This window comes from Nocardia grenadensis NBRC 108939, from assembly GCF_001613445.1.
Lineage (GTDB): Bacteria > Actinomycetota > Actinomycetes > Mycobacteriales > Mycobacteriaceae > Nocardia > Nocardia grenadensis.
Genome location: NZ_BDCJ01000003.1, coordinates 487,706 through 510,022 on the forward strand (window position 1 = coordinate 487,706; position 22,317 = coordinate 510,022).

Annotated in this window: 18 protein-coding genes and 2 pseudogenes; 7 read left to right on the forward strand and 13 right to left on the reverse strand. The window is 68.8% G+C overall.

Annotated features, from left to right (window positions below):
* Positions 1–7: 7 nt before the first annotated feature.
* From NGR01S_RS04465 to NGR01S_RS33115, 3 genes and pseudogenes are all read left to right on the forward strand, one after another.
* A complete protein-coding gene (locus NGR01S_RS04465) occupies positions 8–2,716 on the forward strand; it encodes a cation-translocating P-type ATPase (RefSeq protein WP_281179702.1) in 2,709 nt (902 codons plus the stop codon).
* A 135-nt stretch (positions 2,717–2,851) separates the two neighbouring features.
* A complete protein-coding gene (locus NGR01S_RS04470; RefSeq protein WP_063034840.1) occupies positions 2,852–3,415 on the forward strand; it encodes a CBS domain-containing protein in 564 nt (187 codons plus the stop codon).
* 51 nt (positions 3,416–3,466) lie between these two features.
* A pseudogene (locus NGR01S_RS33115) lies at positions 3,467–3,718 on the forward strand (mycothiol-dependent nitroreductase Rv2466c family protein); the annotation flags it as partial.
* A 66-nt stretch (positions 3,719–3,784) separates the two neighbouring features.
* On the opposite strand, the gene NGR01S_RS04475 reads toward NGR01S_RS33115, so the two are convergent.
* From NGR01S_RS04475 to NGR01S_RS04510, 8 genes and pseudogenes are all read right to left on the reverse strand, one after another.
* Entirely contained in the window at positions 3,785–4,297 is a 513-nt protein-coding gene (locus NGR01S_RS04475; RefSeq protein WP_084480352.1) for a hydrogenase maturation protease, read from the reverse strand.
* Entirely contained in the window at positions 4,294–5,586 is a 1,293-nt protein-coding gene (locus tag NGR01S_RS04480) for a Ni/Fe hydrogenase subunit alpha (RefSeq protein ID WP_063034841.1), read from the reverse strand. Before NGR01S_RS04480 ends, NGR01S_RS04475 begins: the two co-directional genes overlap by 4 nt.
* On the reverse strand, positions 5,570–6,343 hold the full coding sequence (locus tag NGR01S_RS04485; protein ID WP_063034842.1) for an NADH-quinone oxidoreductase subunit B family protein: 774 nt from the start codon (positions 6,341–6,343) through the stop codon (positions 5,570–5,572). The genes NGR01S_RS04480 and NGR01S_RS04485 overlap by 17 nt, the downstream gene beginning before the upstream one ends.
* On the reverse strand, positions 6,340–7,149 hold the full coding sequence (locus NGR01S_RS04490) for an FAD/NAD(P)-binding protein (protein WP_063034989.1): 810 nt from the start codon (positions 7,147–7,149) through the stop codon (positions 6,340–6,342). The genes NGR01S_RS04485 and NGR01S_RS04490 overlap by 4 nt, the downstream gene beginning before the upstream one ends.
* 41 nt (positions 7,150–7,190) lie before the next feature.
* Positions 7,191–7,682 (reverse strand): cyclic nucleotide-binding domain-containing protein, encoded by a 492-nt coding sequence (locus tag NGR01S_RS04495; RefSeq protein ID WP_084480353.1) that lies wholly within the window; start codon positions 7,680–7,682, stop codon positions 7,191–7,193.
* The gene (locus NGR01S_RS04500; RefSeq protein WP_157107126.1) at positions 7,669–8,793 is read right to left on the reverse strand and encodes a 4Fe-4S dicluster domain-containing protein; all 1,125 of its coding nucleotides are present in this window, start codon (positions 8,791–8,793) and stop codon (positions 7,669–7,671) included. The genes NGR01S_RS04495 and NGR01S_RS04500 overlap by 14 nt, the downstream gene beginning before the upstream one ends.
* A gap of 78 nt (positions 8,794–8,871) precedes the next feature.
* Positions 8,872–9,558 (reverse strand): annotated as a pseudogene (locus tag NGR01S_RS04505) (dienelactone hydrolase family protein); the annotation flags it as partial.
* Positions 9,559–9,599: 41 nt separating this feature from the next.
* On the reverse strand, positions 9,600–10,163 hold the full coding sequence (locus NGR01S_RS04510; protein WP_218020713.1) for a CBS domain-containing protein: 564 nt from the start codon (positions 10,161–10,163) through the stop codon (positions 9,600–9,602).
* A gap of 372 nt (positions 10,164–10,535) precedes the next feature.
* On the opposite strand from NGR01S_RS04510, the gene NGR01S_RS04515 reads away from it, so the two are divergent.
* Together NGR01S_RS04515 and NGR01S_RS04520 are read left to right on the forward strand one after the other, a co-directional pair.
* Positions 10,536–11,480 carry a lysylphosphatidylglycerol synthase transmembrane domain-containing protein gene (locus tag NGR01S_RS04515; protein ID WP_063034845.1) on the forward strand — a complete coding sequence of 315 codons (945 nt, stop codon included), beginning with the start codon at positions 10,536–10,538 and terminating at the stop codon, positions 11,478–11,480.
* A gap of 177 nt (positions 11,481–11,657) precedes the next feature.
* Positions 11,658–12,527: a universal stress protein gene (locus NGR01S_RS04520; protein WP_063034846.1), complete on the forward strand. Its 870-nt coding sequence runs from the start codon at positions 11,658–11,660 to the stop codon at positions 12,525–12,527.
* A gap of 51 nt (positions 12,528–12,578) precedes the next feature.
* Here NGR01S_RS04520 and NGR01S_RS33120 read toward each other — a convergent pair whose 3' ends face one another.
* The gene (locus tag NGR01S_RS33120; protein WP_084480355.1) at positions 12,579–12,971 is read right to left on the reverse strand and encodes a CBS domain-containing protein; all 393 of its coding nucleotides are present in this window, start codon (positions 12,969–12,971) and stop codon (positions 12,579–12,581) included.
* Between the two features lie 724 nt (positions 12,972–13,695).
* Here NGR01S_RS33120 and NGR01S_RS04525 point away from each other — a divergent pair.
* A complete protein-coding gene (locus tag NGR01S_RS04525) occupies positions 13,696–14,646 on the forward strand; it encodes a terpene synthase family protein (RefSeq protein ID WP_157107108.1) in 951 nt (316 codons plus the stop codon).
* Between the two features lie 188 nt (positions 14,647–14,834).
* Positions 14,835–16,199, forward strand: a complete 1,365-nt coding sequence (locus NGR01S_RS04530) for a wax ester/triacylglycerol synthase family O-acyltransferase (protein ID WP_063034848.1) — start codon at positions 14,835–14,837, stop codon at positions 16,197–16,199.
* On the opposite strand, the gene NGR01S_RS04535 is transcribed toward NGR01S_RS04530, so the two are convergent.
* From NGR01S_RS04535 to NGR01S_RS04550, 4 genes are all read right to left on the reverse strand, one after another.
* Positions 16,181–18,223 (reverse strand): erythromycin esterase family protein, encoded by a 2,043-nt coding sequence (locus NGR01S_RS04535; protein ID WP_174551655.1) that lies wholly within the window; start codon positions 18,221–18,223, stop codon positions 16,181–16,183. The genes NGR01S_RS04530 and NGR01S_RS04535 overlap by 19 nt on opposite strands.
* Positions 18,224–18,277: 54 nt before the next feature.
* Entirely contained in the window at positions 18,278–19,189 is a 912-nt protein-coding gene (locus NGR01S_RS04540) for a universal stress protein (protein ID WP_063034849.1), read from the reverse strand.
* Positions 19,186–19,581 carry a hypothetical protein gene (locus NGR01S_RS04545; RefSeq protein WP_063034850.1) on the reverse strand — a complete coding sequence of 132 codons (396 nt, stop codon included), beginning with the start codon at positions 19,579–19,581 and terminating at the stop codon, positions 19,186–19,188. Before NGR01S_RS04545 ends, NGR01S_RS04540 begins: the two co-directional genes overlap by 4 nt.
* 317 nt (positions 19,582–19,898) lie before the next feature.
* Positions 19,899–22,265, reverse strand: a complete 2,367-nt coding sequence (locus tag NGR01S_RS04550; protein ID WP_063034851.1) for a heavy metal translocating P-type ATPase — start codon at positions 22,263–22,265, stop codon at positions 19,899–19,901.
* Between the last annotated feature and the right edge of the window lie 52 nt (positions 22,266–22,317).

Below are 22,317 nucleotides of genomic sequence, written 5' to 3' on the forward strand. Positions count from 1 at the left end.
CGCCGACGTGCCCTTCGTTGCCGAATCCGCACATCCGCCCGAGCAGGTGCGCTCCGAGGCGGTGGTCGACCCGCGCGAACCCGTCTCGGCTCTGATGCGTGATCTGCGGACGAGCCGCGAGGGACTCACTTCCCGGGAGGCCGCGCGCAGGCTCGAACTGTACGGCCCCAACGAGCTCCCGCAGCGGCGCGGGCAGCCCTGGTGGGTGGCGCTGGGCCGCCAGTTCAGTCACCCGCTCGCCCTGTTGCTGTGGATGGCGGCGGCACTCGCCCTCGGCAGCGGGGCGGTCGCGCTCGGTATCGCGATCCTGGTGGTCATCGTGCTCAACGCGGTTCTCGCCTTCTGGCAGGAGAGCCAGGCCGAACACGCGGTCCGGGCACTGGGCCGGTTCCTACCCGCACAGGTATGGACGGTACGCGACGGAAACCGGATCCAGGTGCCGGCCGGACAGCTGGTACGCGGCGATGTCCTGCTCCTCGAAGAGGGCGAACGTATCCCCGCCGACGCACGGATGATCGACGGCCGTGTCGAGGTCGACATGTCAGCGCTCACCGGCGAATCCGAGGTCCTGGACCGTCGCGCCGGTGCCCTCGACAATGCCGATCGATCACTGGATTCACCCGTGCTCGTCTTCACCGGCACCGCCTGTGTGGGTGGATCGGGCCGTGCGCTCGTGCACGGCACCGGTGTGCACACCGAACTCGGCCGGATCGCTGCCCTGTCCCAGCACGTCCGGCCCGAGGAGAGCCCGCTCGAGCATCAGGTCCGCCGGGTCGCCTGGCTGATCGCCGCGGTCGCGGTGGGCGCGGGCGCGGCCTTCCTGCCGCTCGGGCTGCTGGCCGGGTTGTCGCTGGGATCAGCTTTCCTGTTCGCCATCGGCCTGCTGGTCGCCAACGTCCCGGAAGGCCTGTTGCCCACTATCACGCTCGCGCTGGCCGCCGGCGTCCGATCCATGGCACGGCGCGGTGCCGTGGTCAAACGCCTGTCCGCGGTCGAAGCCCTCGGCTCCACCACGGTGGTGTGCACCGACAAGACCGGCACCCTCACCATGAACTCGATGCGGGTCGCGGAGGTCACCGGCGCACCGGGCGAGACCGCCGAGATCGTGGCCAGGTGCGCTACCGCGGAACTGGGCGACCACCCCGGCGGTGACCCCATGGAACTCGCACTCCTGCAATACGCGGCAGACGGCGGCCACCTCCTGTCCCCGGCACAACGGGACGCCGAGCGCTCGGTGCTCAACGCGTTCGACCCGGAGCGGAAGATGATGTCGACGGTGGACTCCGTCGACGGAACACCCCGTGTGCACGTCAAAGGCGCGCCCGAAGAGGTGCTCCCCCGCTGCACCCGGTGGCCGGCGGATACGACGCCGCAGCGGGTCCGCGCGCAGATCGACGAACTGGCCGGCCGGGGGCTACGGGTGCTCGCGGTGGCCACGCGCCGCTGGGATCCCGGCACGCCCACCGACCCCGGGCACGTCGAGCGCGACCTGAGGCTCGTGGGTCTGGTCGGTCTGCTCGACCCCCCACGGCCGGAGGTCCCCGCCGCCGTACGAGCCGTCCACGCCGCCGGTATCGCGGTGCACGTCATCACCGGCGACAACGGGCGGACCGCGGCCGAGATCGCGCGGCGGGTGGGGCTCGGGGCCGACCGCGTCATCGACGGCACGGCGGTGGACGCGATGTCGGACGACCGGTTGGACACTGTCCTTGCCGAATCCGGGGAGATCGTCTTCGCCCGGGCCACCCCGGAGATGAAGCTGCGCATCGCGGACGCGCTCCGCCACAACGGCGAAGTGGTGGCCATGACAGGAGACGGGGTGAACGACGCTCCGGCCCTGCGGCGCGCGGATATCGGTGTCGCGATGGGACGTGGCGGTACGGATGTCGCGCGCGAAGCCGCGACCCTGATCCTCACCGACGACAATTTCGCCACCATCGTCACCGGTATCGAGGAAGGGCGCCGGGTTTTCGACAATGTCCGGAAATTCGTGCTGTACATCTTCGCGCACGCGGTGCCCGAGGTCGTGCCCTTCCTGCTGTTCGCGCTGTCCGGCGGTCTGATCCCGCTACCACTGACGGTTTTGCAGATCCTCGCGATCGACCTCGGCACCGAAACACTGCCGGCGCTCGCGCTCGGCCGGGAACCGGCCGAACCGGGTCTGATGGACCGCCCGCCGCGCCCGCGGCGCGAGGGCGTGATCACCGGATGGCTGCTGGTGCGGGCGTGGGCCCTGCTCGGCGTGGTCTCGGCCCTCCTGGTGACCACCGGTTTCTTCGTCGTCCTGGTTGCCGCCGGCTGGCGTCCCGGCGATCCCGTGGGACCGGGCGCGCCGCTGCACCATGCCTATGTCCAGGCCACCACCGTGACCTTCGCCGGTATCGTCGCCTGTCAGCTGGGCACCGCGTTCGCGGCCCGTACCGAGTGGGCGTCGCTGTTCTCGGTCGGTCTCACGAGCAATCGGCTGCTGCTGGCGGGCTGTGCGTTCGAGATCGTGTTCGCCGCCGCACTCATCTACGCGCCACCGCTGCAGCAGATCTTCGGCACCATCGGGCTGGATCCGTGGATGGTGGGGCTGATACTTCCCTTCCCCGTCGTGGTCTGGGCCGCCGACGAGGCGCTGCGATGGCGCCGCCGACGACCGGCCGGCCGCACTACGCCGGATCGGCGACTCCCGCGTGGTGATTTCGAGGCCGGGACTTCGGTCCCCGGATAAAGGTATTCGTGCACTGGTGCTCTCGGGCACCGGGCAGCGAGTCTGAATTGGAGAAGCGATCCGCGGCGGCTCTCACCCGCCGCTACACCGCGGTCGCATTCCTGATCGTCCCGGAAAGCAGGTGAGGTCGTTACGATGCGCGCACGCGATATTCTCAGCCGCCCGGTGGTCACCGTCCACCCGGACACGCCCCTCCCCGAAGCGGTCGCCCTGCTGACCGGTCACGGTTTCGCGGCGCTGCCGGTGGTGGACGAAGAGGACCGTGTGGTGGGAATACTGTCCGAATCCGACGCCATGAGCGCCGAAACGAGCACCGCCGCAGTGGAAACCGCCATGACCGTACCGGTCGAGGTGGTCGGGCCCACCACGGATGCGGCCGCCGTGGCCGCCTCCGCGCTGGAACACCACGTGCGGTCGCTCCCGGTGGTCGAGGCCGGGATACTCGTGGGCATGGTCTCCCGCCGTGACCTGTTGCGGGCACTCGTCTCCGACGAAGCCGCGATAGCGGCCAAGGTGCGGGCCCTGCTCGACGACTACGCCGGTAGCCATCGCCAATGGGATATCGATGTCGGCCACGGTGTGGTGACGATCCAGGGGATCTTCGCCGACGAGTCGGAACAGCGGGTCGTGGCCGCGATGGCCCGCACGGTCGCCGGCGTCGGCGAAGTCCATATCGTGGACACCGCCGCCGGCCGATGATCGGCCTTACGGTCCGCCGGCCTCGGGGCGTTCACTGCGCTCTGTCTTTCCGTGGGCGCCGACTGCACCCGCGCGAGCCGGACCTCGACGACGAGTCGGCCGTCCGCCTCCGCCTTGGCCGAGGCAGGCCTCGACCGTGCTCTCGTCGACGGACTCGACGATCCCTACGACGCCGAGGTAGCCGAGGCACACCGCGCGAGCCAGACGGCGCTCGGTGGGCTCGATGGCAGTCCCATCAGCACTGTCGACGGTCACGGATTCGTCGGTCCGGTGCTCACCGTTCCACCGGACCCGCACCGGGCCACCCAAGCACTGGACCCACGTTGGTCACCGTCGCGACCGCCCCGAATTCGCCACCCTGCGGCGTCCTTACGAGGGACCACCGAAACTCGGATAGGACCGGGCCGTCCGGCGGCGGCCGCGCGCGTACGGCTCGAGTTCGCCGCATATCGCCGCGGTCAGCCGTGGTACCGCGGCCGCCACCGGCGCGGACAGGCCGATTCCGAGATCGTGTCGTTCGACGTCGACGGCGAAGATCACCAGGCGGCCCGGCAGCCGGCCGAGTACTTCGCCCAGTCGCACGGCCTCGGCCACGCCGAGCGCATGCGAACTCGTCACAGCGGAGGAGCCGCGCAGGCACTGCCCGTCCACCCGCCGGACCCGCCCCGGCCGCGACGGAGTGCCGATCACCGCGTCCACCACGACCGCCAGGTCCGATCCGGTCCACAGATCCAGCAGGCCGGTGCATTCTCCGTCCGATATCGCCACCCGCACGCCCGGAATCCGCAGAACGGCGATCCGCGACGCGACCTCCGGGCCGACGCCGTCGTCACGGCGACAGCCGGTTCCGATCCCGATGACCACGGCGCGCGTAGCGGTCATCGACCCGTCACATCGAGGGTCAGGAAATGCGCCGAACAGGAGATACACGGATCGTAGTTTCGGATCGTTCGTTCACAGAGCTCCGTCAGCGCCGGGTCCGGCAGGTCGAGGTGCGCCCCCACCATCCGACGTAGGTTCTCCTCCATCACCGCCTGGTTCTGCGAGGTCGGCGGCACGATGGTGGCGGACCGTACGAGGGCGTCGGCACCGATGTCGTACCGGTGGTACAGCAGTCCCCGGGGCGCCTCGCTCACGCCGTAGCCGGTTCCGGCGCGTGGGTGTACGGGAACCGAGGGGCGCGGCGGGCGCCGGTAGCGCCCGATGAGTGCGAGCGCCTCCTCCATCGCGTAGGCGACCTCCACCAGCCGGACCAGAATGCTGCGGAACGGATTTCGGCAGACGCTGCCGAGCCCGACCTCCGCCGCGAGCCGGCGGGCGACCGGCGACAGCCGAGCGGAGTTCAGCGCGTACCGGGCCAGCGGACCGGTGAGGTAGCGGCGGCCGTCGAAGGTGGCGTACAGGGCCGTAGAGTGCCGCACCTGATGCTCGACCAGGTGAGCGGCGAAGTCGTCGGCGGGGAAGAGCAGACCGCCGCTGGTCCGGACCTCGCCGGTTTCGATGGGATAGTGCGCCGCATCCGTCGCCGATACGAAGTCACAGTCCAGTTCGGCCTCGGGGAAGTCGAAATCGGCCACCCGCCGTGCAATACTCACCGCACTGTCCAATCCCCGGCGCAACTGTTCGGCCACCGCGGTGAATTCTCGTGGCTCGGGCGTCGAATAGAAGCCGCCGAGGCGGACGTTCACGGGATGGATGGCGCGGCCGCCGATGAGCTCGAGCAGCATATTGCCCGCTTTCTTCATCGCCAGCCCCTGCTCGACCAGCTCACGCTCCACCCGGGCCAGCGCCACCGCGTCGGGAAAGCCGAGGAAATCGGGGATGTGCAGCAGGAAGATGTGCAGGCAGTGGCTGGCGATCCACTCTCCGCAGTAGAGCAACCGGCGCAACTCGCGCAGTGGTGGATCCAGTTGCGCCTCGCACAGCTGTTCCAGGGCGTTACAGGCGCTCACCTGGTAGGCCACCGGGCAGATCCCGCAAATCCGGGAGGTGATGTCGGGCGGCTCGGTGTAGGCCCGGCCGCGCAACAGTGCCTCGAAGAACCGCGGCGGCTCGTAGATCCGGAGTTGGGCGGACTCGACGGCACCGTCGTGCACGACGATATGCAACGCCCCTTCGCCTTCCACCCGCGCCAGCGAATCGACGGTCAGTGTTCTACGCCGGGTCGTCACGACGGTGCTCCGCGAATTCAGGTGCGCCGCAGGCGTAGGTCCGGAAAGCACGATCGACCTCGTCGACCGACATGCCGTTGATCCGGAGAATCGGTAGCAGCGCGTGGATATTGGGCCGGGCCATCGGGCCGAAGCAGCCGAAACAGCCCCGGTGGTAGGCCGGGCACAGCGCCCCGCATCCCGCCTGGGTCACCGGGCCCAGGCACGGAATGCCCTCGGCGACGGTCACACAGGTGGTGCCCCGGCGTTTGCACTCGGTGCAGACGCTGGTGTTCGGGATATCGGGAGCCCGCCCGGCCAGGAACGCGCACAGCGTATCGAGCAGCTGCCGGCGATCGATCGGACAGCCGCGCAGCTCGAAATCGACCGGGACGTGCTCAGAGATCGGGGTAGACGTGGCCAGGGTCGCGATGTACTCGGGCTGCGCGTAGACAACCGAAGTGAATTCCTCGATGTCGGCGAAATTACGCAGCGCCTGGATACCGCCGTGCGTCGCACAGGCTCCGATGGCCACCAGAATGCGTGACTGTTCGCGGATCTCGATGACCCGCCGGAGTTCCTCGGGGGTGCTCACCGAACCCTCGACCAGGGAGACATCGTAGGGGCCCGGCTCCACCGCACTCGACGCCTCCGTGAAATGCAGGATGCGGATCCGGCCCGCGAGCGCGAGCAATTCGTCCTCACAGTCGAGCAGGGTGAGCTGGCATCCGTCGCAGGAGGTGAATTTCCAGACCGCGAGAGTCGGTGGCGCGCTCATAGTTCCCGCACCGCCAGCAGCGGCTCGGCCACCGCGTAATCGACGATCGGACCGTCCCGGCACAGCAGCAGGGGGCCGAGCTGACAGTGCCCGCACCGGGCGACACCACATTTCATATTTCGCTCCAGCGACACCCGGATACGTTCGCCCGGCACTTTCTTGCCGAGCAGCGTCTGGGCGCAGAATCGCATCATGGGTTCCGGGCCGCACAGAAATGCCGTCGTCCGGCCCGGGTCGATAGTCAGTTGTGCCAGCGGCTCGGTGACGAAACCGATCCGGCCCGTCCAGCCCGGGCAGGGATGGTCCACGGTACGCAGCACTTCGACGGAACCGGTACGCGCCCACCGATCCTGCTCCTGCCCGAACAGCACTTCCGCGGGCGACCGCGCGCCGGTGATCACCGTGACCCGCCGGTAGTCGGCGCGGGCGGCAAGCACGGCGAGCACGAGTGGTCGCAGGGGCGCCAGTCCGAGACCGCCGCCGATGACCACGATGTCGCCACCGGCGGCCGCTTCCACATCCCATCCGGTGCCGAACGGCCCGCGTACCCCGATCAGTCCGCCCACCGAGGTGTCGCTCAGTGCGCGGCTCACCGCGCCCACAGTCCGGATCGTGTGCTCGAGCAGCCCGTCCTCGGCGGTGGGGTCACCGCTGAGGGAGATGGCGACCTCCCCCACTCCGAAGCTGTAGAGCATCATGAACTGTCCGGCCCGGAAGGGTGCGGTCCGACAGTGGACCGGCCGGAGCAGCACCGTGACCGTGTCCGAGGTCCGTAGGGTACGTCGTACGACCCGATACGGCAGCATCACGTCGCTCGCGGCGGACAGTTCGGACCGCACCACGCTGGTCACGATCCACCACAGCTGGGGTGCCAGGGCTTGTCGGCCGGGTTGCGGTACACGTCGATCAGGCGGGCCCGCGTGGCCTGCAACCGGACGACCAGCACTTCCGTCAATGCGAGAAGCAGCGCCCGGCCGAACCGCGGATCGTCGGCCGAGAGCCGGTTCAACGCGGTGGCGTCGAATTCGACCGCCTCCACCGCCTCGGTGGCCAGCGCACCGAAGTGCCAGCGGTACGGAGGCACCAGCCACGACCAGCCGAGCAGGTCACCGCGGTGCAGGGTTTGCAGAACGATCTCGGTGTACCCGCCCACCCGCGCGTCGAGCCGTACCTGCCCGCCACGGATCAGCCAGCACCGGTCCGCCGGCTGCCCCTCCTGGATCACCCGGTGACCGGCCGGAAACGCGACCTCGTGTCCCGCCCGCGCCAGGGTCCGCAGCTCCTCCCGGTCGAGGGCCGCCAGACTCGGAAACGCCGACAGATCGTCAAGAACCGGCATCCGTGGTCTCCTCGGCGGCGAGGCTCGCCACCTCCGCCGTCAGGTCGATACCGGCCGGGCACCAGTCGATGCACCGTCCGCATCCCACACAGCCGGAGCTGCCGAACTGCTCGTGCCAGGTGCCGAGTTTATGGCTCAGCCATTGCCGATAGCGGCTCTCTCCGCTCTGCCGCACATCGCCGCCGTGCACATAGGAGAAGTCCAGTTCGAAGCACGACGCCCACCGCTCCCAGCGCTCGGCGTGGTCGCCGGTGAGGTCGGTGATGTCCTCGGTGGTCGTGCAGAAACAGGTCGGGCAGACCATCGTGCAATTTCCGCAGGTGAGACAGCGTGATGCCACGTCCTGCCAGTGCGGTGATTCCCGGGAGTCGCGCACCAGGCGCGGGAGATCGACATCCGGCATCGTCCGGCCCATCTTCCCGGCCGCTGCCGAGACCGTGTCACGGGCCCGCGCGACCTCCGCGTCCTCGGCTTCTCGCACGGCTCCGAGTTCGGCGAGGACCTCCGCGCCGGCCTCGGAGCCCACGTCGACCACGAATCGGTGCTCGGGCGCGGTCTGCTCGGTGAGTGCGAGGTCGTATCCGGCTGTCACTCCGGGTCCGGTGCCCATGGACGCGCAGAAGCACACACCACCCGGTTCCGTGCAGTTCGCGGCGACCACGAACAGATCGCCGGTGCGCGCGGTGAACCCGGCATCAGGCTGGGCGCCACCGCCGAGAACCCGGCGCAGTATGCCCATCGCCGCAAGGTCGCAACCGCGGACACCGAGAAAGGCCGAGCGGGCGGGCACCGTCTCCGCCGGTTCGGGTTCGAGATCGGGGCCCATGGCGGAAATCCTGCGCCGAGGCGGATGCAGAAACTGTTTCCAGGAGCCCGGGCCCGCGGAATGCGCGAACACGGCGTGGTCGGCGCGACGCCGGAGCCGGTAGTACCCCGGGGCAGTCTCCACACCCCATCCATCGGGCAGTTCCGACCCCGATTCGAGTTCGTCGAGCACCACCGCACCGTCGCGGACGCGCGGTCCTATCACCCGATATCCGCGCGCACGCAACACCTCCACCAGCCCATCCAGGCCCGCACGGTCGATCACGGCCGTCCCACCCGGCATCATCACCACCTCCGATCCGTCCGAACACCTCGCCCGCTTCCGAGTCTGGACCGGTCGGACAGCCCCTGCGAGAGAAGAAGGTCACCGATCGGCACCGCCGGGCGCGTCGGGGTCGCCCCGGTGCGCCGGTACGGACGCCAACCGCGCGAGGAACCAATCGCGGACCAGTTCGGCGACCCGCTCCAAAGCTCCCGGCTCGGCGAACAGATGCGTGGCGCCGGGCACCACGACCAACTCGGTGTCGCCGGGCATCTGCTGTGCCGCCGACCTGTTGAGCTCGAGCACCTGCGGATCATCGCCCCCTACGATCAACAATGTGGGCACGCGCACCGCCCCCAGCGCCGGCCCGGCCAGATCCGGCCGACCACCGCGCGAGACCACCGTGGTGATCGTGACGCCGGGATCGGTCGCGGCGCGCAGTGCGGCGGCCGCTCCGGTACTGGCGCCGAAGTAGGCCAATCGCAGCGCCGCGAGATCCGCACGTGCTGTCGCCCAATGGGTGACTTCGAGCAGTCGCCGCGCGAGCAGCTCGATATCGAAAACACGCGCTCGTGCCTTTTCCTCGTCCCCGGTGAGCAGATCGACGAGCAAGGTGGCCAGCCCGGCACGGCCGAGCGCGTCGGCCACGAATCGGTTGCGCGGACTGTGCCGGCTACTGCCGCTGCCGTGCGCGAAAACGACCAGCCCGAGCGGACCTTCCGGCACTGCGAGATTTCCGGCCAGCTGCCCGCCCCGAACCTGGACGACAACCTGCTCGTCGCGTCGGGCCCGGTGGGCAGCCGATCGCCGCGCGGAACCGTCCTGGAATGTCATCCGGCGGACCGAACGTGCGCGGTATCCACCACTCGAGCCGACTCGACACCGGCGACCGTCCGGATCATGGCCGTCAGAACGCGCCGCTCGGCCTCGTCGGCACAGCAACCGTGGACGGTGACCGTCCCGTCGGCTACCTCGACTTCCCATCCGCGTTGGCTGCCTGAGTAGTCGTCGAGGAGAGAGCACACCCGCGCTTCGATCACACCCTGGTTCAACGCGAAGGCACGGAGCAGATCGCTGCGCGATATGACGCCGACGAGCACCCCGGCCGCGACGACCGGAAGCGATCGGCGATGGTGATCGAGCGCGGCCTTCACCACATCCGATACCTCGGTGGTGGGCTCGACCACCTCCACCGGGCTCGACATCGCCACCCCCACCACCGCCGAGGCGTTCCGGGATTCGAGCGCGGCCATGGCGTCGGACTCGGACAGGAGGCCGACGACCCGCTCCCGGTCATCGACCACCGGTAGCGCCGCGAAACCGTGAGTGGTCAGGAGCCCGACCGCTTCCGAGAGCGGTGTCTCCCGGCGGACCGTGACGACGGGGCGGCTCATTATGTCACGTGCACGCACGGTGATCAGCTCCCTCCGGCGGACCTGTTCCCACAGCAGCCCCTGGTGCCGAAGCGACGGAACATACTGTTGCTCACCACACTCGTCATCGGCGATCACGGCCGATAGTGCGGAAGGTGCACCGGGACGAGGACCAATGTCATCGGCTGCGGTCTGTCCGAGCCGCGCCGACAGCGCCATCGCCGCGCCTCCCCCACAAGCCATCCGTCGCACCGGCGGGGTACTCGTCCGGCATCGACAGGACCGAGGTCACCTTTCCGGTGACCGGGGTACCTCACCCGCCCGGCCCGGCGCGCGAGAAGATTGTGTTCCGACCGGTCTCAGCACGGCAGGCCGACGAGGAAAGACGAGGTCATGGCCCGTCCTGAGATCACCATGCGGTTCGGTTGGCGCACTGTCGCCTGGATCGCGGTGACCGTTGTGGCCACCTTTATCCTGTTACCGCAGGTCACTCGGCTCGGGCGGTCCGGCGCGGCCCTGGGGGAAGCGCGCTGGCCGTGGCCGGCGGCAGCGCTGATCATGTCGGTGGCGACCTACGCGGCCGCCGCGCTGGCTCTGATGGGTGCCTGCCCTCGCCGGCTGGTCTTCATTCGCACAATGGAAGTGCAGCTGGCGACTTCCTTCGCGAATCTGCTACTGCCCTATGGGCTCGGCGCGACAGCGGTGAACGAACGATACCTGGAACGGTCCGGCGTACCACCGGCCACGGCCGTCGCGACGGTCGCGGTCACAGTGAGCACCGGTATGGTCCTGCACATCGTGGAATTGGCCGCGGTGGGCCTCTGGCTCGGCGGGACCGGGCAGCTGTTCTCGGCCACCCTGCCCGGCGGCCGGACCGTGCTGATCGGGGGCGGTATCGCGTTGGCTATCTCCGGGCTGATCATCGTGATCGCGGTGCGGCGGCCGGAGCTGGTCCGCGACGCGCGCGACACCCTGCGTTCGATGATCCGCCTGCTCCGGCAACCCCACCGGGCGGCGCTGCTGTTCGGCGGTCAGTTGAGCGTGAACCTCGCGTATATCACCGCACTGGGGTTCGCGCTGCATGCTTTCGGGCAGTACGTGTCCCCGGGCCGGCTGGCAGCCGCATACCTGGCCGGGTCGGCGCTCGGCGCCGCCGGCCCGACACCGGCCGGGTTGGGTGTGGTCGAGGCTTCCCTGGTCGCGGGTCTGGCGGTGGTCGGCGTGCCGCCCGGCCCCGCGGTGGCCGGAGTTCTCACCTTCCGGCTGGCGACCTTCTGGTTGCCGGCGGCGCTCGGCTTCTTCTCGTATCGCGCACTGAAGCATCGAAACCGGCTATGAGTCGCGGTTCCGCGCCCCGAGAGTATTTCGTCCCCAGCGGCCGGTGACGAACGGCAGCAGACGCCGGCCGTCGCCTCGGATAGCGTCCGCTGACGACACCGGGGCAACGGGTCTGCGTGGTCGCCGGAACCGGTCTCGGCCAGCCAGTCCACATCGCCGGAGCGGAGGCTCGACGAAATGCCCGCACACAGTGATCCCGCCGTTGTCGTCGGAATCGACGGATCATCCGCGTCTTTCGGGGCGCTGACCTGGGCAGCTCTGGAAGCGGAACGGCGGGCGCCGCTGCGGCTCGTCTATGCCATCGGCGCACCCGTGGACAGCGGCCCGGCCGTCAGTGCCGTCTTCGACAGGGCCTCGATGCGCGCGGAAGGGGAAGCCATACTGCGCACCGCCGAGAAAACGGTACGGGCGACGGTCGAGCGGCCGGACGATCTCGATGTCGAGACCACGGTCGCCGATCCGCCACCGGCGCTCGTACTGGTCGACCACTCCGAAGGCGCCCGCATGATCGTCGTGGGCACCACCGGCTGTGACGCGACAGGGCGCACTCTGCTCGGCTCGGTGAGCGATTTCCTGGCCCATCACGCACACTGCCCGGTGGCAGTCGTCCCCCAATCGACCGGTTTCGATCCGGGGCGCCCACCCGGTCCCGTCGTGGTGGGGGTCGATGGGTCGCCCGACTGCGTCCGGGCAATCGATACGGCCTTCGACGAAGCCGCCCGCCACCGGACGAGCATCGTCGCCGTCACCGTATGGTCCGAGCTCTTCCGATACAGCTCCCACGACGAGATCGCGGCACGGGCACAGGCCGTACAGTCGGAATGCCTGGCAGGCCACTGCGAACAGTATCCGGATATCGAGGTCGTCCGAGTCGTCGAGGAAGATCTCGCCGCTCGACGCCTGCTGGAGGAAGCGGACAGAGGCCGGCTACTGGTGGTGGGTGCCCGCGGGAACGGAGGATTCGCCGGAACGACACTCGGCTCGGTCGTACGAGCGGTTCTGCACGGCGCCACTACCCCGGTGATCGTCGCCCGCCCCCGCGCCTGATTCCCACCGGTTGCGGCCTCGGCGACAGACGGACGGTACTCGGCTATTCGACTATCGCCCCGGATAGGGATTCCCAGAACACTCCGCTGGCACGCCCGCGTCACATCCGTCGCGGTGACGACGGCCAGCAGACTCTGGCGTCCATCGAGCGCGGTGATCAGGCCCGTATCCGGTCGGAGGAGAACTGGGAGCACACGTCGGCGGGCGGCTCGTCCGGGTGCGTGCGAGCCGCCTCGGGCAGGGGCGGGCGATTCGCCCCACGATCGTCGTCTCCCGGTCGGCGGACAGCACGCCGGTCAGCGGCGGCCAGGTGAGGATACCTACCGGACGTGCCTCTCCGTCGACGACGGGGAACACACCGTGCCGTATGCGACGCAGGATATCGGAGCGCACCAGCTCATCGATCGTCCAGGCATCGCGAACCGCGGTCGGGTGCGTGGTCATCACATCATGTATGCGAAGATTACCGAGCTGGAGCCGTCTAGCCGCAGCGGCGAGTTCCGCACCGCCGATATTTCTGTTCGCCGTGGGTGTCGCCCGCTTGTTCTGTCGTGCCCGTGCGCCGGATCCTCATACACTCGGCGCATAACGATAATGCTGGCGACGCCCCGCCGGACGAATGTATTCGCACCCATACTGGAACCGGTACGGCCGCTCGCTACCGATGCAGACGCCGGCAGCGCGGGGGTACCGCGGCACGGCCGCGAGAGCGGCTGCCTGTGCACAACACCGCGCGTCCGTCCTCGGTCGAAGCCGCACAAGGCACACCTTCGGCCGGTGGCTGCTCGGCGTCGACCCGTCGCTACGCGATGGGCGCGTCGCTTCGGATGTGCCTTCCACACTAATTCGACCGAGGAGTTTCATGAACTCGACCTTCGGAGAATCCAAGCGACCACAAGCATTGGTCGCAGGGGTCCGCCCGGTGCTCGAATCACGGCAGCACGCCACGAGCACAGTGAGTAGCTTCGCGCCGTTGGATCGTCCATTCCGGTCGGAGCATCATCCGCTGCCGAGCTTGCGGAGAAAAGAAGTGGGCGACGTCCGCCCGGAGCCGATCCGGCTACCGCCGATCTGGTGCCCGCTGCCTTTGCGAGCGCGGTCCGGCGACCGAGCTGTTCAGCAGCAATCCGAGAAATTCTTCGCTGCACACGGTTTCGGCGATCGCGCGATGAGCTCGGCCAAAGCGATGGGAACCGGTCGGCTGGCGTGCATGTGGGCCCCCGAGGGAACCGCAGAGGGCGTGCAGCTGTTGAGTGATTGGCTCATGTGGGCGCTGCTGTTCGATGATCGGTATTGCGATGCGGGTGAGGTGTCGCGCGATCCCACCGCCTTCGGGCATGTCGCATCGCGCATGTTCGAAGCCGCGCTGGCGGTCGAGCGGGAAGGGATCGGTGACGGCGAGTTCGACGGATTCGCCGCGGCTCTCGGTGACATCTTCGCCCGCATCGCTCGGATAGGTGGTGCGGAGCAGGCTCTGCTCTGCAGTCGTTCACAGTTCCAGTGGGCGCTCGGCGCCGCGTGTGGTGTCGGTGACCGCAATGGCAACTACCTGCGCGGTCTGGAGGAGCATCTCATCGCCCGGCCGATGGACGGAGCCGATTCGGTCTCGATTCATCTCATCGAGATCGCCGAGGGCACGTGGCTGGACAGCGCGACTCGGCTGAGCGGCCCGGTCCGCGCGATCACCGCGGCAGCGGGATTGCTACTCACCGTTCCCACCGACCTCGCCTCCTATGGACACGAGAGCCGGCAAGCGGCACTGGAGTCCAATGTTGTGGCGATTCTGGCGGCCGACAACGATTGTTCGGTCCAGACTGCCGTCGAGATGGCGGGCGCATTGCTGGAAGAGGTTATGCAGCTGTTCGTCGATCTCCGGGAGCGGCTGGCGGCCGACGCCGGTCCCGCGCTGCGCCACTACCTGAGCAACCTGTCCAATATGGTCCGGGGAACGCTGGAGTGGCAACGGGTTCTGCCACGATACGCCTGCGCGCCGGAACAGTATGCCGATCTGGCCTCAGGAGACGTTGCGGCTGAGCCCTTGCACGAAATCGCGGCCGAACGGCACTTCACTCGAGTCGAGCCGCCCGCGGCGATTCGTTGGTGGTGGGGCTACGTCTGAGCGGGCGACGGCTCCCGCGATGTGCCGCGGTGGTCCGACGATGCGGTGTCCGGTCCCGGGCCCAAGGTCCCGCCCGCCGGTGACCTGGGCATCTCATCGGTCGGGCCCGAGCGCGCGAGGATGAGAACTCCGAGAAGGTATCCACCACAGGCAGTACAGTTCGCAACTGCTGCCGGAACAGGTTCGCGATGACCGAACTGGGCCCGCTGGACACGGGCTTTCTGGAGATGGAGGACACCGACCGCCGGGTGAGCCTCGGCATCGGCACCGTGGCGATCCTCGAAGGACCGCCCCCGACCCGGGCCGAGCTGTACGGCTGGCTGGACCGTGGACTACGACAGCAGCCCCGGCTGCGTCAGCGGGTCCGGCGCCGGGCCTTCGACCTGCGGGCCCCGGTCTGGGAAGTCGACGCGGGTTTCGATCTGAATCGGCACGTGCGGTGGTCGGCATTGCCCGCGCCGGGCGGCGACACGGAGTTGGAGCAGCTGATCGCCACCGAGCTGACCGAACGGCTGGACCGCGACCACCCGCTGTGGGAGGTGGTCGTGGTCGACCGGCTGGCGGAGGACCGCTGGGCCTTGATCGTGCGCGCCCATCACACCATGCTCGACGGCATCTCGGAGATCACACTGCTGGAGAACTTCTGCGACCCGGTCACCGGCGGAAGCCGACTACCGGGACCGAGGCACAGCCGTACGGGTAGCGATATTGTGCGGCAACTGAAGGAGGTCACACGACTACCGGTAGCGTTCCCCCGATCGGTGGTACGGACTGTTCGTGTTCTCGCCCCGATCCTGTACGCGGTGATCGCCCCCGCGAGCGATTCGTCGCTCAACGGCCCGCTCGGGCGCCGGCGGCGTTACACGGTGGCGCGCACGTCCCTGCCGAGGGTACGAGAGATCGCCGAGGTCTTCGGCGTCACCGTCAACGATGTCGCGGTGGCCGCGATCGCCGCCGCGTACCGGCGTCTACTGCTCAGCCGCGGCGAACAACCCACCCCGACCGACCTGCGCATCCTCATACCGATCTCGACCTGCGAGCGGGACTCCGAACAGGTACTCGACAATCAGGTATCCGCGATGGTCGCGCATCTGCCGGTGGAGATCGAGCACCCGGTCGAACGACTGGTCGCCGTCCACGAGCAGGTACGGCAACACCGCGCCCGCGGGGAAGCCGATACCGAGAAGGCGCTGCTCGGCTGGTCGCGATGGCTACCTTTCGGATTCGTGGCCGAAGTGTTCCGGCTGGCGGTGTCGTTCCCGCAGCGCGGGGTGGTGACTTTCGCAACCGACATTCCCGGCCCCGGGCGCCGCTTGACCCTGGGCGGCCGAAAGGTGCTCGAGCTGTGGCCCTGCATCCCCATTGCGCTGCGGGTCCGCACTACCGTCGCGATCCTGAGCTATCGCGACCGGCTGACTTTCGGGATCACCGGAGATTACGACACCACACCCGATATCCGGACGATCGCCTCGGGTATCGCGACGGAGATAGCGGTTTTGGTGGCGCATGCGCGCGACCGGCGGCCCCCCACGGTTCACAGACCCGTAGGGTAGCTCTCCGGCACGGTGCCCGGACTCCAGCGGCCACCCGGTTCGAGCGGCTGAAGAGCTGTGGTGGATTCGATGTGGACGAGCGCATCGAACTGCCGCGCCGCGCGGGTATGGAAATAGTGGCTGCGACGTTCGGTCCCGGGGCTGTAGACGACGCCGATCGCCCGCTGGATACGCGGCATATCCAATAGTTCCGTCGTCGCGGACGGATGGTCGAGCCGAAGCAGGAACGCGGGCTTCCCGGTAGCGCTCAGGCGGCTCTCGAGGCTTCCGTCGAGTGGCGGACGCACGGTTTCGCGTAGAGCCGGCCCGCCCCACTCCTGGGCAGCGGTGACCGTTCCCGAGGCGGTGCTGAAACCGAGAAGGCAGCAGTGGCGTCCGTGACGCTCTCTGACGAGCTGGCCGACGGTGACCTGACCGTCGGCACCCATTTCGGTGGCCCGGGCGTCGCCCACATGAGAATTGTGCGCCCACACCACGATCCGGGGCTCGCGTGAGCTGCCACCGCATCCCCCCTGCCGTACCAGATGCGCGGCCAGCGCGTCCAGGGTCCGGGCCATATGCCGGTCGCGCAGATTCCACGAGTGCACGCGTCCGGAGAACATCGCGCGGTAGTAGGCCTCGGCGTCGCGAACCGACCAGGCATTGCGAAGCACGTCGAACTGTTCCTCTGCCGTCCGGCCGTGTGCCAATGTCGCGGCCAACAGGTCTCGCTGCATTTCGACGAGCTGTTCGACCGCCTGGTTCTCGCAGGACCGGCCGGCGCCGAATGCCGCCGCGAACCCGTACGCCTCGCCGTCGTCGCCCGACACCTGATCGAAGCATGCGTAGCGTGCTGCCGCGCGCCGCGCGGCACGCGGGTCCGCGTCCTCGAGATAACGAATCACTTCGCGCATCGAACGATGCAGACTGTACAGATCGAGTCCGTAGAATCCGGTCTCCGGGGCTCCGGCGGTACGGCAGCGGAGGTTGTGGGTGTGCAGCCAGGTGACGAAATCACGAACCACGGTATTGCGCCACGTCCACGCCGGAAACCGCTCGAATCCGGCCAATGCCTCGGACGCGTCCCTGTCGTCCCCGTGCCCACGAATGTAGCGGTTGACCCGATAGGCGTCGGGCCAGTCGGCCTCGGCGGCGACCGCGGTGAATCCGTGCTCCTCGACAAGCCATCGAGTGATCTCCGCGCGGGCGGTATAGAACTCGTGCGTGCCGTGCGAGCTCTCCCCGATCAACACGAACCGGGCGTCACCGATCAGATCGGCGAGATCGTCGAACGGTGGTACGCCGCCGGGCGCGTCGACGGCCGCCGCGCGCAGTATCTCCGCGTCCGACCGGTGCCGTGACGGAGCACCGCCGGTCGGTGTGGCCATCAGTTGCCGGACCTGCTCGTCGGTGACCTGGGTGAAATCCCAGTAGGATTCCCCCACCGCCCGGAACGGTGAAGGCATTGTCGCACAAACGAGTTCGTCTACCGCCACACCGAGTTCGTGGCAGGTGGACTCGGGTGCGGCGGGTACGGCCACAATGATCCGCTTCGGTTCGCCGCTCCGGATCGCTTCGATGGCGGCGACCATGCTCGCGCCGGTGGCGAGGCCATCGTCGACGAGGATCACCGTCCGGCCCGACACGTCCAGCGGCCCGCGACCGGCACGGTAGACCGCTTCACGGCGCGCCAGTTCCGCCGCCTCGTCACGCGCTATCTCCCGCACTGTGTCGGCGGACAGCCGCAGTGCTCGCACGATGTCGTCGTTCAAGACGACGCGCCCACCGGAGGCCAGGGCCCCGACCGCGAATTCGGGATGACCCGGGGCGCCCAGCTTGCGCACGATGATCGCATCCATCGGTGCCCGCAATGCGTCGGCGACCTCCCACGCGACCGGGATCCCACCGCGCGCCAGCCCCAGCACCAGCACCTCCGGGTCGCCGCGATACCGCTCCAGCAGCCGCGCCAGCGCTCGTCCGGCGTCGCCGCGGTCCTCGAAGATCCGTGACCGGGTATCCGGCGGTTCCGGTGTTCGCACAGTCATCTCCTCCAGTATTCCGAGCCGCACGCCGGGCCCTGCTCGGCGGCGAGTACCGTGTCAGCGCCGCTCGCGCGCACGAACAATGACGATCGGAGTGTCCACGGCGTGCAGCAGCGCGCTGCTGGTGGATCCCAGCAGCATGCTCGCGAAACCACCCCTGCCGTGACTACCGACGACGACCAGCTGGGCATCCGTCGACGCGTCGAGCAGCGAACGCACCGGGCGATCCGCCGTGACACGGCGTTCGACCGGGACATCCGGATACTTCTCCGCATATCCGGCGAGATTCTCGGCGAGCAACGCCTTGGCCGACTCCCGCGCGCCGTCCCAATGCCGGAGCGGGATCTCGTATCCGCTGGTATCGCTCCAGGCGTGCACGGCCACCAATCCAACTCTTCGGCGCGCCGCCTCGTCGAATGCCAGTTCGACGGCGGGGACGCTGTTGCCGCTGCCGTCGACGCCCACCAGCACCGGCCGGGTCGCCGCGGCCACGTCCAGCGGCGCGTCCGCGTGGATCACCGCGACCGGGCATCGAGCGTGCTGGGTCACGGCGGTGCTCACCGAGCCGATCAGCCCGCGCTGGAAGGCTCCGAGTCCCCGGCTCCCGACAACCAGCATCCGGGCCGAATCCGACCGCTCGACCAAAGCGGGCACGACGAGCTTGTCGAGCGCCTCGGTGGTGATCACGAGGCCGGGGTCCGGCGCCGCGGTCCGGGCGATATGCTCGGCCCCGGCCAGTAGCCGGCCGGCCTCGTCGTGCAACGCCCGCAGGTCGTGCTCGGTCATGGTGGCTTCGGGACCGAACCCGACCGGCAGTATCCACGAGTTGAGCAGATGCAGACCGCACCCGTGGATGTTCGCTTCGACGGCGGCCCAGGCCACCGCTCGATTCGAACTGGGTGAACCGTCCACCGCCGCGACGACCGGCGGGGCGGCGTGTTCTTCGGAGCGGGAAACCGAGTCGGTCATGGGCTACCTTCCTGTGTGTCTCCGTGCGGGCTGTTCTCCGCCGCGCGGACGAACGAACGCCAGCGCCGGTCCCAATAGCGGTCCCGGCGGCGGGCGGCGAGACGCGTACTGCCGAACACCAGACACCATGCGCTCAGCCAGCCCACGCCGACGATCCCGAGACCCGTACAGATACCGGCCACCGCTGTCGCACCGTTCGCATAGACCACCGTGCCGACGGTCCCGGCGACCGGAACCGCGAGCAGTGCGCTCGAGGCGGCCACCATCAGCACGATCGACTCGATCCGGTCGACCGGGCGCAGCAGCGCACTCGGGTTTGTCGGCCGCCGGGCCCACAGACGCCGGAAAATCAGCTGATATCGCAACCACTGCGCTGCCGCCTGCTCGGTCATCCTTATCACCCTTTCCGGGCCGGCCCCTTTCTCGATGTTCCCGCCCGCGCGCGCCGAGGATCAGAGAAGAATGTCACCGAGTTCATGTGCCCAATGCCCGGATCCACCGGCCGGACTCGGCGAGCCGGCGCGAGGGCACTGCCGGGTCGGGGGGTTCGGACGCGTAGGCGAACGTCGCAGTGGCCTCGAGGTCATCCGATTCGCGATGGACGACCATCGATGCGCCGCCGGTCGCGAGTGTTCCGCATCGTAGTGAGTGGTCGCCGTCCCGGAATATGGCGAATTCACCTGTCCGACTATCTTTTTCACTACTACGGTCATTGCTGTAGCGAAGGTGTGGCGGGGTCGGATGATGAGGCGTCGTCGTCGGCGAGGGTGAAGTAATTCTCTTCTTCCTGCAGGAAATGCAGTCGCAGCACGGTGTGCAGGCCGTAGAGACAGGCGAGCAGATCGTCGATCTGGTCGGTGGCGATATGGCCGGTGGCCCGGGCCAGTCGGAGATGAGTGCCGATACGGGTGACCAATCGCTGGATCTCGGCATGGGTCCGGCTCATGGTGGCGGTGGCCTCACTGCTCCCGAGCGGTCCGGCCAACGCCGGATACAGCTGGGTTTCCTCGGCCGTTTCGTGTGGGAGTAGGCGATCGACGAGGAACCGGTACGCGTCTTCCACTGCGGACAGCGCCGACCGGTCGGGGCGGCGGGCAAGCTGGTCGGCGGCGGTACGGACGAGGCCGAGCATGTCACGCAGTTCGTCGTGTTCGCCCGCGAAGCGGTACAGCAGCCGCCCGGTTTCGGCAGGCAGCGCTACGCGGGCAGCGGGGCTGCCGCGTAGCGCGCGCAGCGCGTTGAGGATGACCGCGACGTCTATGGCCTCTTGCAGCAGTGCGCCCGCGGCGGGCGCCAACAGGCCCAGCGCCGCGATGATCATCGCTATCAGCGATAAGCTCATACCTGCCACCGCGCTCTGGATCGCGATGTGGCGCGACCAGCGCGCGGTGTCCATCGCATCGGCGAGACGGTCCAGGCGATCGGTGGCCAGCACGATATCGGCGGCTTCGGAAGAGGCAGTCGAGCCGCGTGCGCCCATGGCGACTCCGACCGTGGCCGCGGCGAGCGCCGGTGCGTCGTTGACTCCGTCGCCCACCATCACCGTGACCGCGGCCTCACGTTCGCGCCGCACCGCGTGAACTTTGTCGGCGGGGCTCTGTCCGGCGTACACCTCGTCCAGGCCCAGGACGGTGGCGACCTCGCGGGCAGGTTCGGGCCGGTCACCGGTGAGCATGACCAGCCGGTCGAGCCCGGCTCGGCGTAGGCGACGCACCGTACGCGGGGCGTGGCGGCGGAGCGGGTCGCGGAGCAGTATGGCGGCGGTGAGCCGGTCGTCGACGACGATCCACGCGATAGCCGCCGAATCCAGGGCCGCCCTGTTCAGCGCCGCCCGCGCCCACTGGTCGCCGGTCGCTGTATCCGGCAGCTTCCCGACCTCGACGCGATGCCCATCCACGACACCCCGCACTCCTCGCCCCGGCTGCTCGGTCACATCCGACGGCAGCGAGAGCACCAGATCACGGGCCAGCGCTTCGGTGACGATCGCCTCCGCCAGCACATGCGGCGACAATTGGTCGAGTGAGGCCGCCAGCCGAAGCGCGTCGGCCGGGTCGTCGCCGGGTGCTGCGACCACCTCGGTGACGGCCGGTCGACCAGCGGTGAGTGTGCCGGTCTTGTCCATGACCAAAGTCGTCGCGTGGCCGAGATTCTCCAGTGCCCCGCCGCTACGGATGATCACCCCCTGCCGGGAGGCGCGAGACAGCCCCGACACGATCGCCACCGGTGCGGCCAACAGCAGCGGACACGGTGTCGCCACCACCAGGACCGCCACCGCACGCACCAGCGAGCCGCTGAACGCCCACGCGCCCGTCGCGACCAGCAGGGTCAATGGCAGGAACCAGGTCGCATACCGGTCGGCCAGGCGCACTACCGGTGTGTTCTCGGCACCGGCCTGCTGTGCCAATCGCACGATGCCGGCATAGGTGCTGTCCTGCGCGGTTGCGGTGGCGCGGATCTCGAAAGCCGCACCGGCGTTTACGACACCGGAGCGCACCGGCTCCCCGATATCGCGTTCGACCTGCAGCGGCTCACCGGTCAGGACGGACTCGTCCAAGACCGCGGGCGGTCCGATGACCCGTCCGTCGACCGGGACCACTTCGCCGGCCGCGACAACCACGATATCGCCGACGGCTATGTCGTCGAGCGGGACCGTGGTCACCTCGCCGCCGCTGCGGCGCCGCGCGGATCGCGGGACATGCTCGAGCAGCGCTCGCAGATCGTGCGCGGCCCGCCGCTGCGCCGCGGCGTCCAGCGTGCGACCGGTCGCCAGCATGACAGCGATCAACGCACCGGCCAGATACTCCCCTACCACCAGAGTGCCGACCAGGGAAAGAACCGCGATCAGATCGACCCCCGCGCGGCCTTTCGAGATGGTGGCCACCATCCACCACACGGCAGGCAACAACGCCACCACGGTCGCCGCGATCCAGAAGCCGTCGGCAACACCCGGGGAGCCGACTGCCCAGGCGATCAGACCAGCGACCAACGCCGAGACCACCGACACCAGTAGTCCGGGTTCGATCCACCGCCGGACTCCACGCGCCCACCTGCCGAGCACCGAACGCGCAGTCACCATCGGCGGCACCTTTCCCGAGCGGGTGGGCTCCGGACGCCTCGCCTCCCGCTGT

Excerpts from the sequence above, each read along its gene's own strand:
- NGR01S_RS33120 (WP_084480355.1), bottom strand. The coding sequence starts at position 12,971 with ATGACCACGCACCCGACCGCGGTTCGCGATGCCTGGACGATCGATGAG.
- NGR01S_RS04490 (WP_063034989.1), bottom strand. The coding sequence starts at position 7,149 with ATGCTGCCGTATCGGGTCGTACGACGTACCCTACGGACCTCGGACACG.
- NGR01S_RS04535 (WP_174551655.1), bottom strand. The coding sequence starts at position 18,223 with ATGACTGTGCGAACACCGGAACCGCCGGATACCCGGTCACGGATCTTC.
- NGR01S_RS04475 (WP_084480352.1), bottom strand. The coding sequence starts at position 4,297 with ATGACCGCTACGCGCGCCGTGGTCATCGGGATCGGAACCGGCTGTCGC.
- NGR01S_RS04530 (WP_063034848.1), top strand. The coding sequence starts at position 14,835 with ATGACCGAACTGGGCCCGCTGGACACGGGCTTTCTGGAGATGGAGGAC.
- NGR01S_RS04520 (WP_063034846.1), top strand. The coding sequence starts at position 11,658 with ATGCCCGCACACAGTGATCCCGCCGTTGTCGTCGGAATCGACGGATCA.
- NGR01S_RS04515 (WP_063034845.1), top strand. The coding sequence starts at position 10,536 with ATGGCCCGTCCTGAGATCACCATGCGGTTCGGTTGGCGCACTGTCGCC.
- NGR01S_RS04470 (WP_063034840.1), top strand. The coding sequence starts at position 2,852 with ATGCGCGCACGCGATATTCTCAGCCGCCCGGTGGTCACCGTCCACCCG.
- NGR01S_RS04495 (WP_084480353.1), bottom strand. The coding sequence starts at position 7,682 with ATGCCGGTTCTTGACGATCTGTCGGCGTTTCCGAGTCTGGCGGCCCTC.
- NGR01S_RS04545 (WP_063034850.1), bottom strand. The coding sequence starts at position 19,581 with ATGACCGAGCAGGCGGCAGCGCAGTGGTTGCGATATCAGCTGATTTTC.
- NGR01S_RS04510 (WP_218020713.1), bottom strand. The coding sequence starts at position 10,163 with ATGAGCCGCCCCGTCGTCACGGTCCGCCGGGAGACACCGCTCTCGGAA.
- NGR01S_RS04540 (WP_063034849.1), bottom strand. The coding sequence starts at position 19,189 with ATGACCGACTCGGTTTCCCGCTCCGAAGAACACGCCGCCCCGCCGGTC.
- NGR01S_RS04550 (WP_063034851.1), bottom strand. The coding sequence starts at position 22,265 with ATGGTGACTGCGCGTTCGGTGCTCGGCAGGTGGGCGCGTGGAGTCCGG.
- NGR01S_RS04485 (WP_063034842.1), bottom strand. The coding sequence starts at position 6,343 with ATGAGCGCGCCACCGACTCTCGCGGTCTGGAAATTCACCTCCTGCGAC.
- NGR01S_RS04525 (WP_157107108.1), top strand. The coding sequence starts at position 13,696 with ATGAGCTCGGCCAAAGCGATGGGAACCGGTCGGCTGGCGTGCATGTGG.
- NGR01S_RS04500 (WP_157107126.1), bottom strand. The coding sequence starts at position 8,793 with ATGATGCCGGGTGGGACGGCCGTGATCGACCGTGCGGGCCTGGATGGG.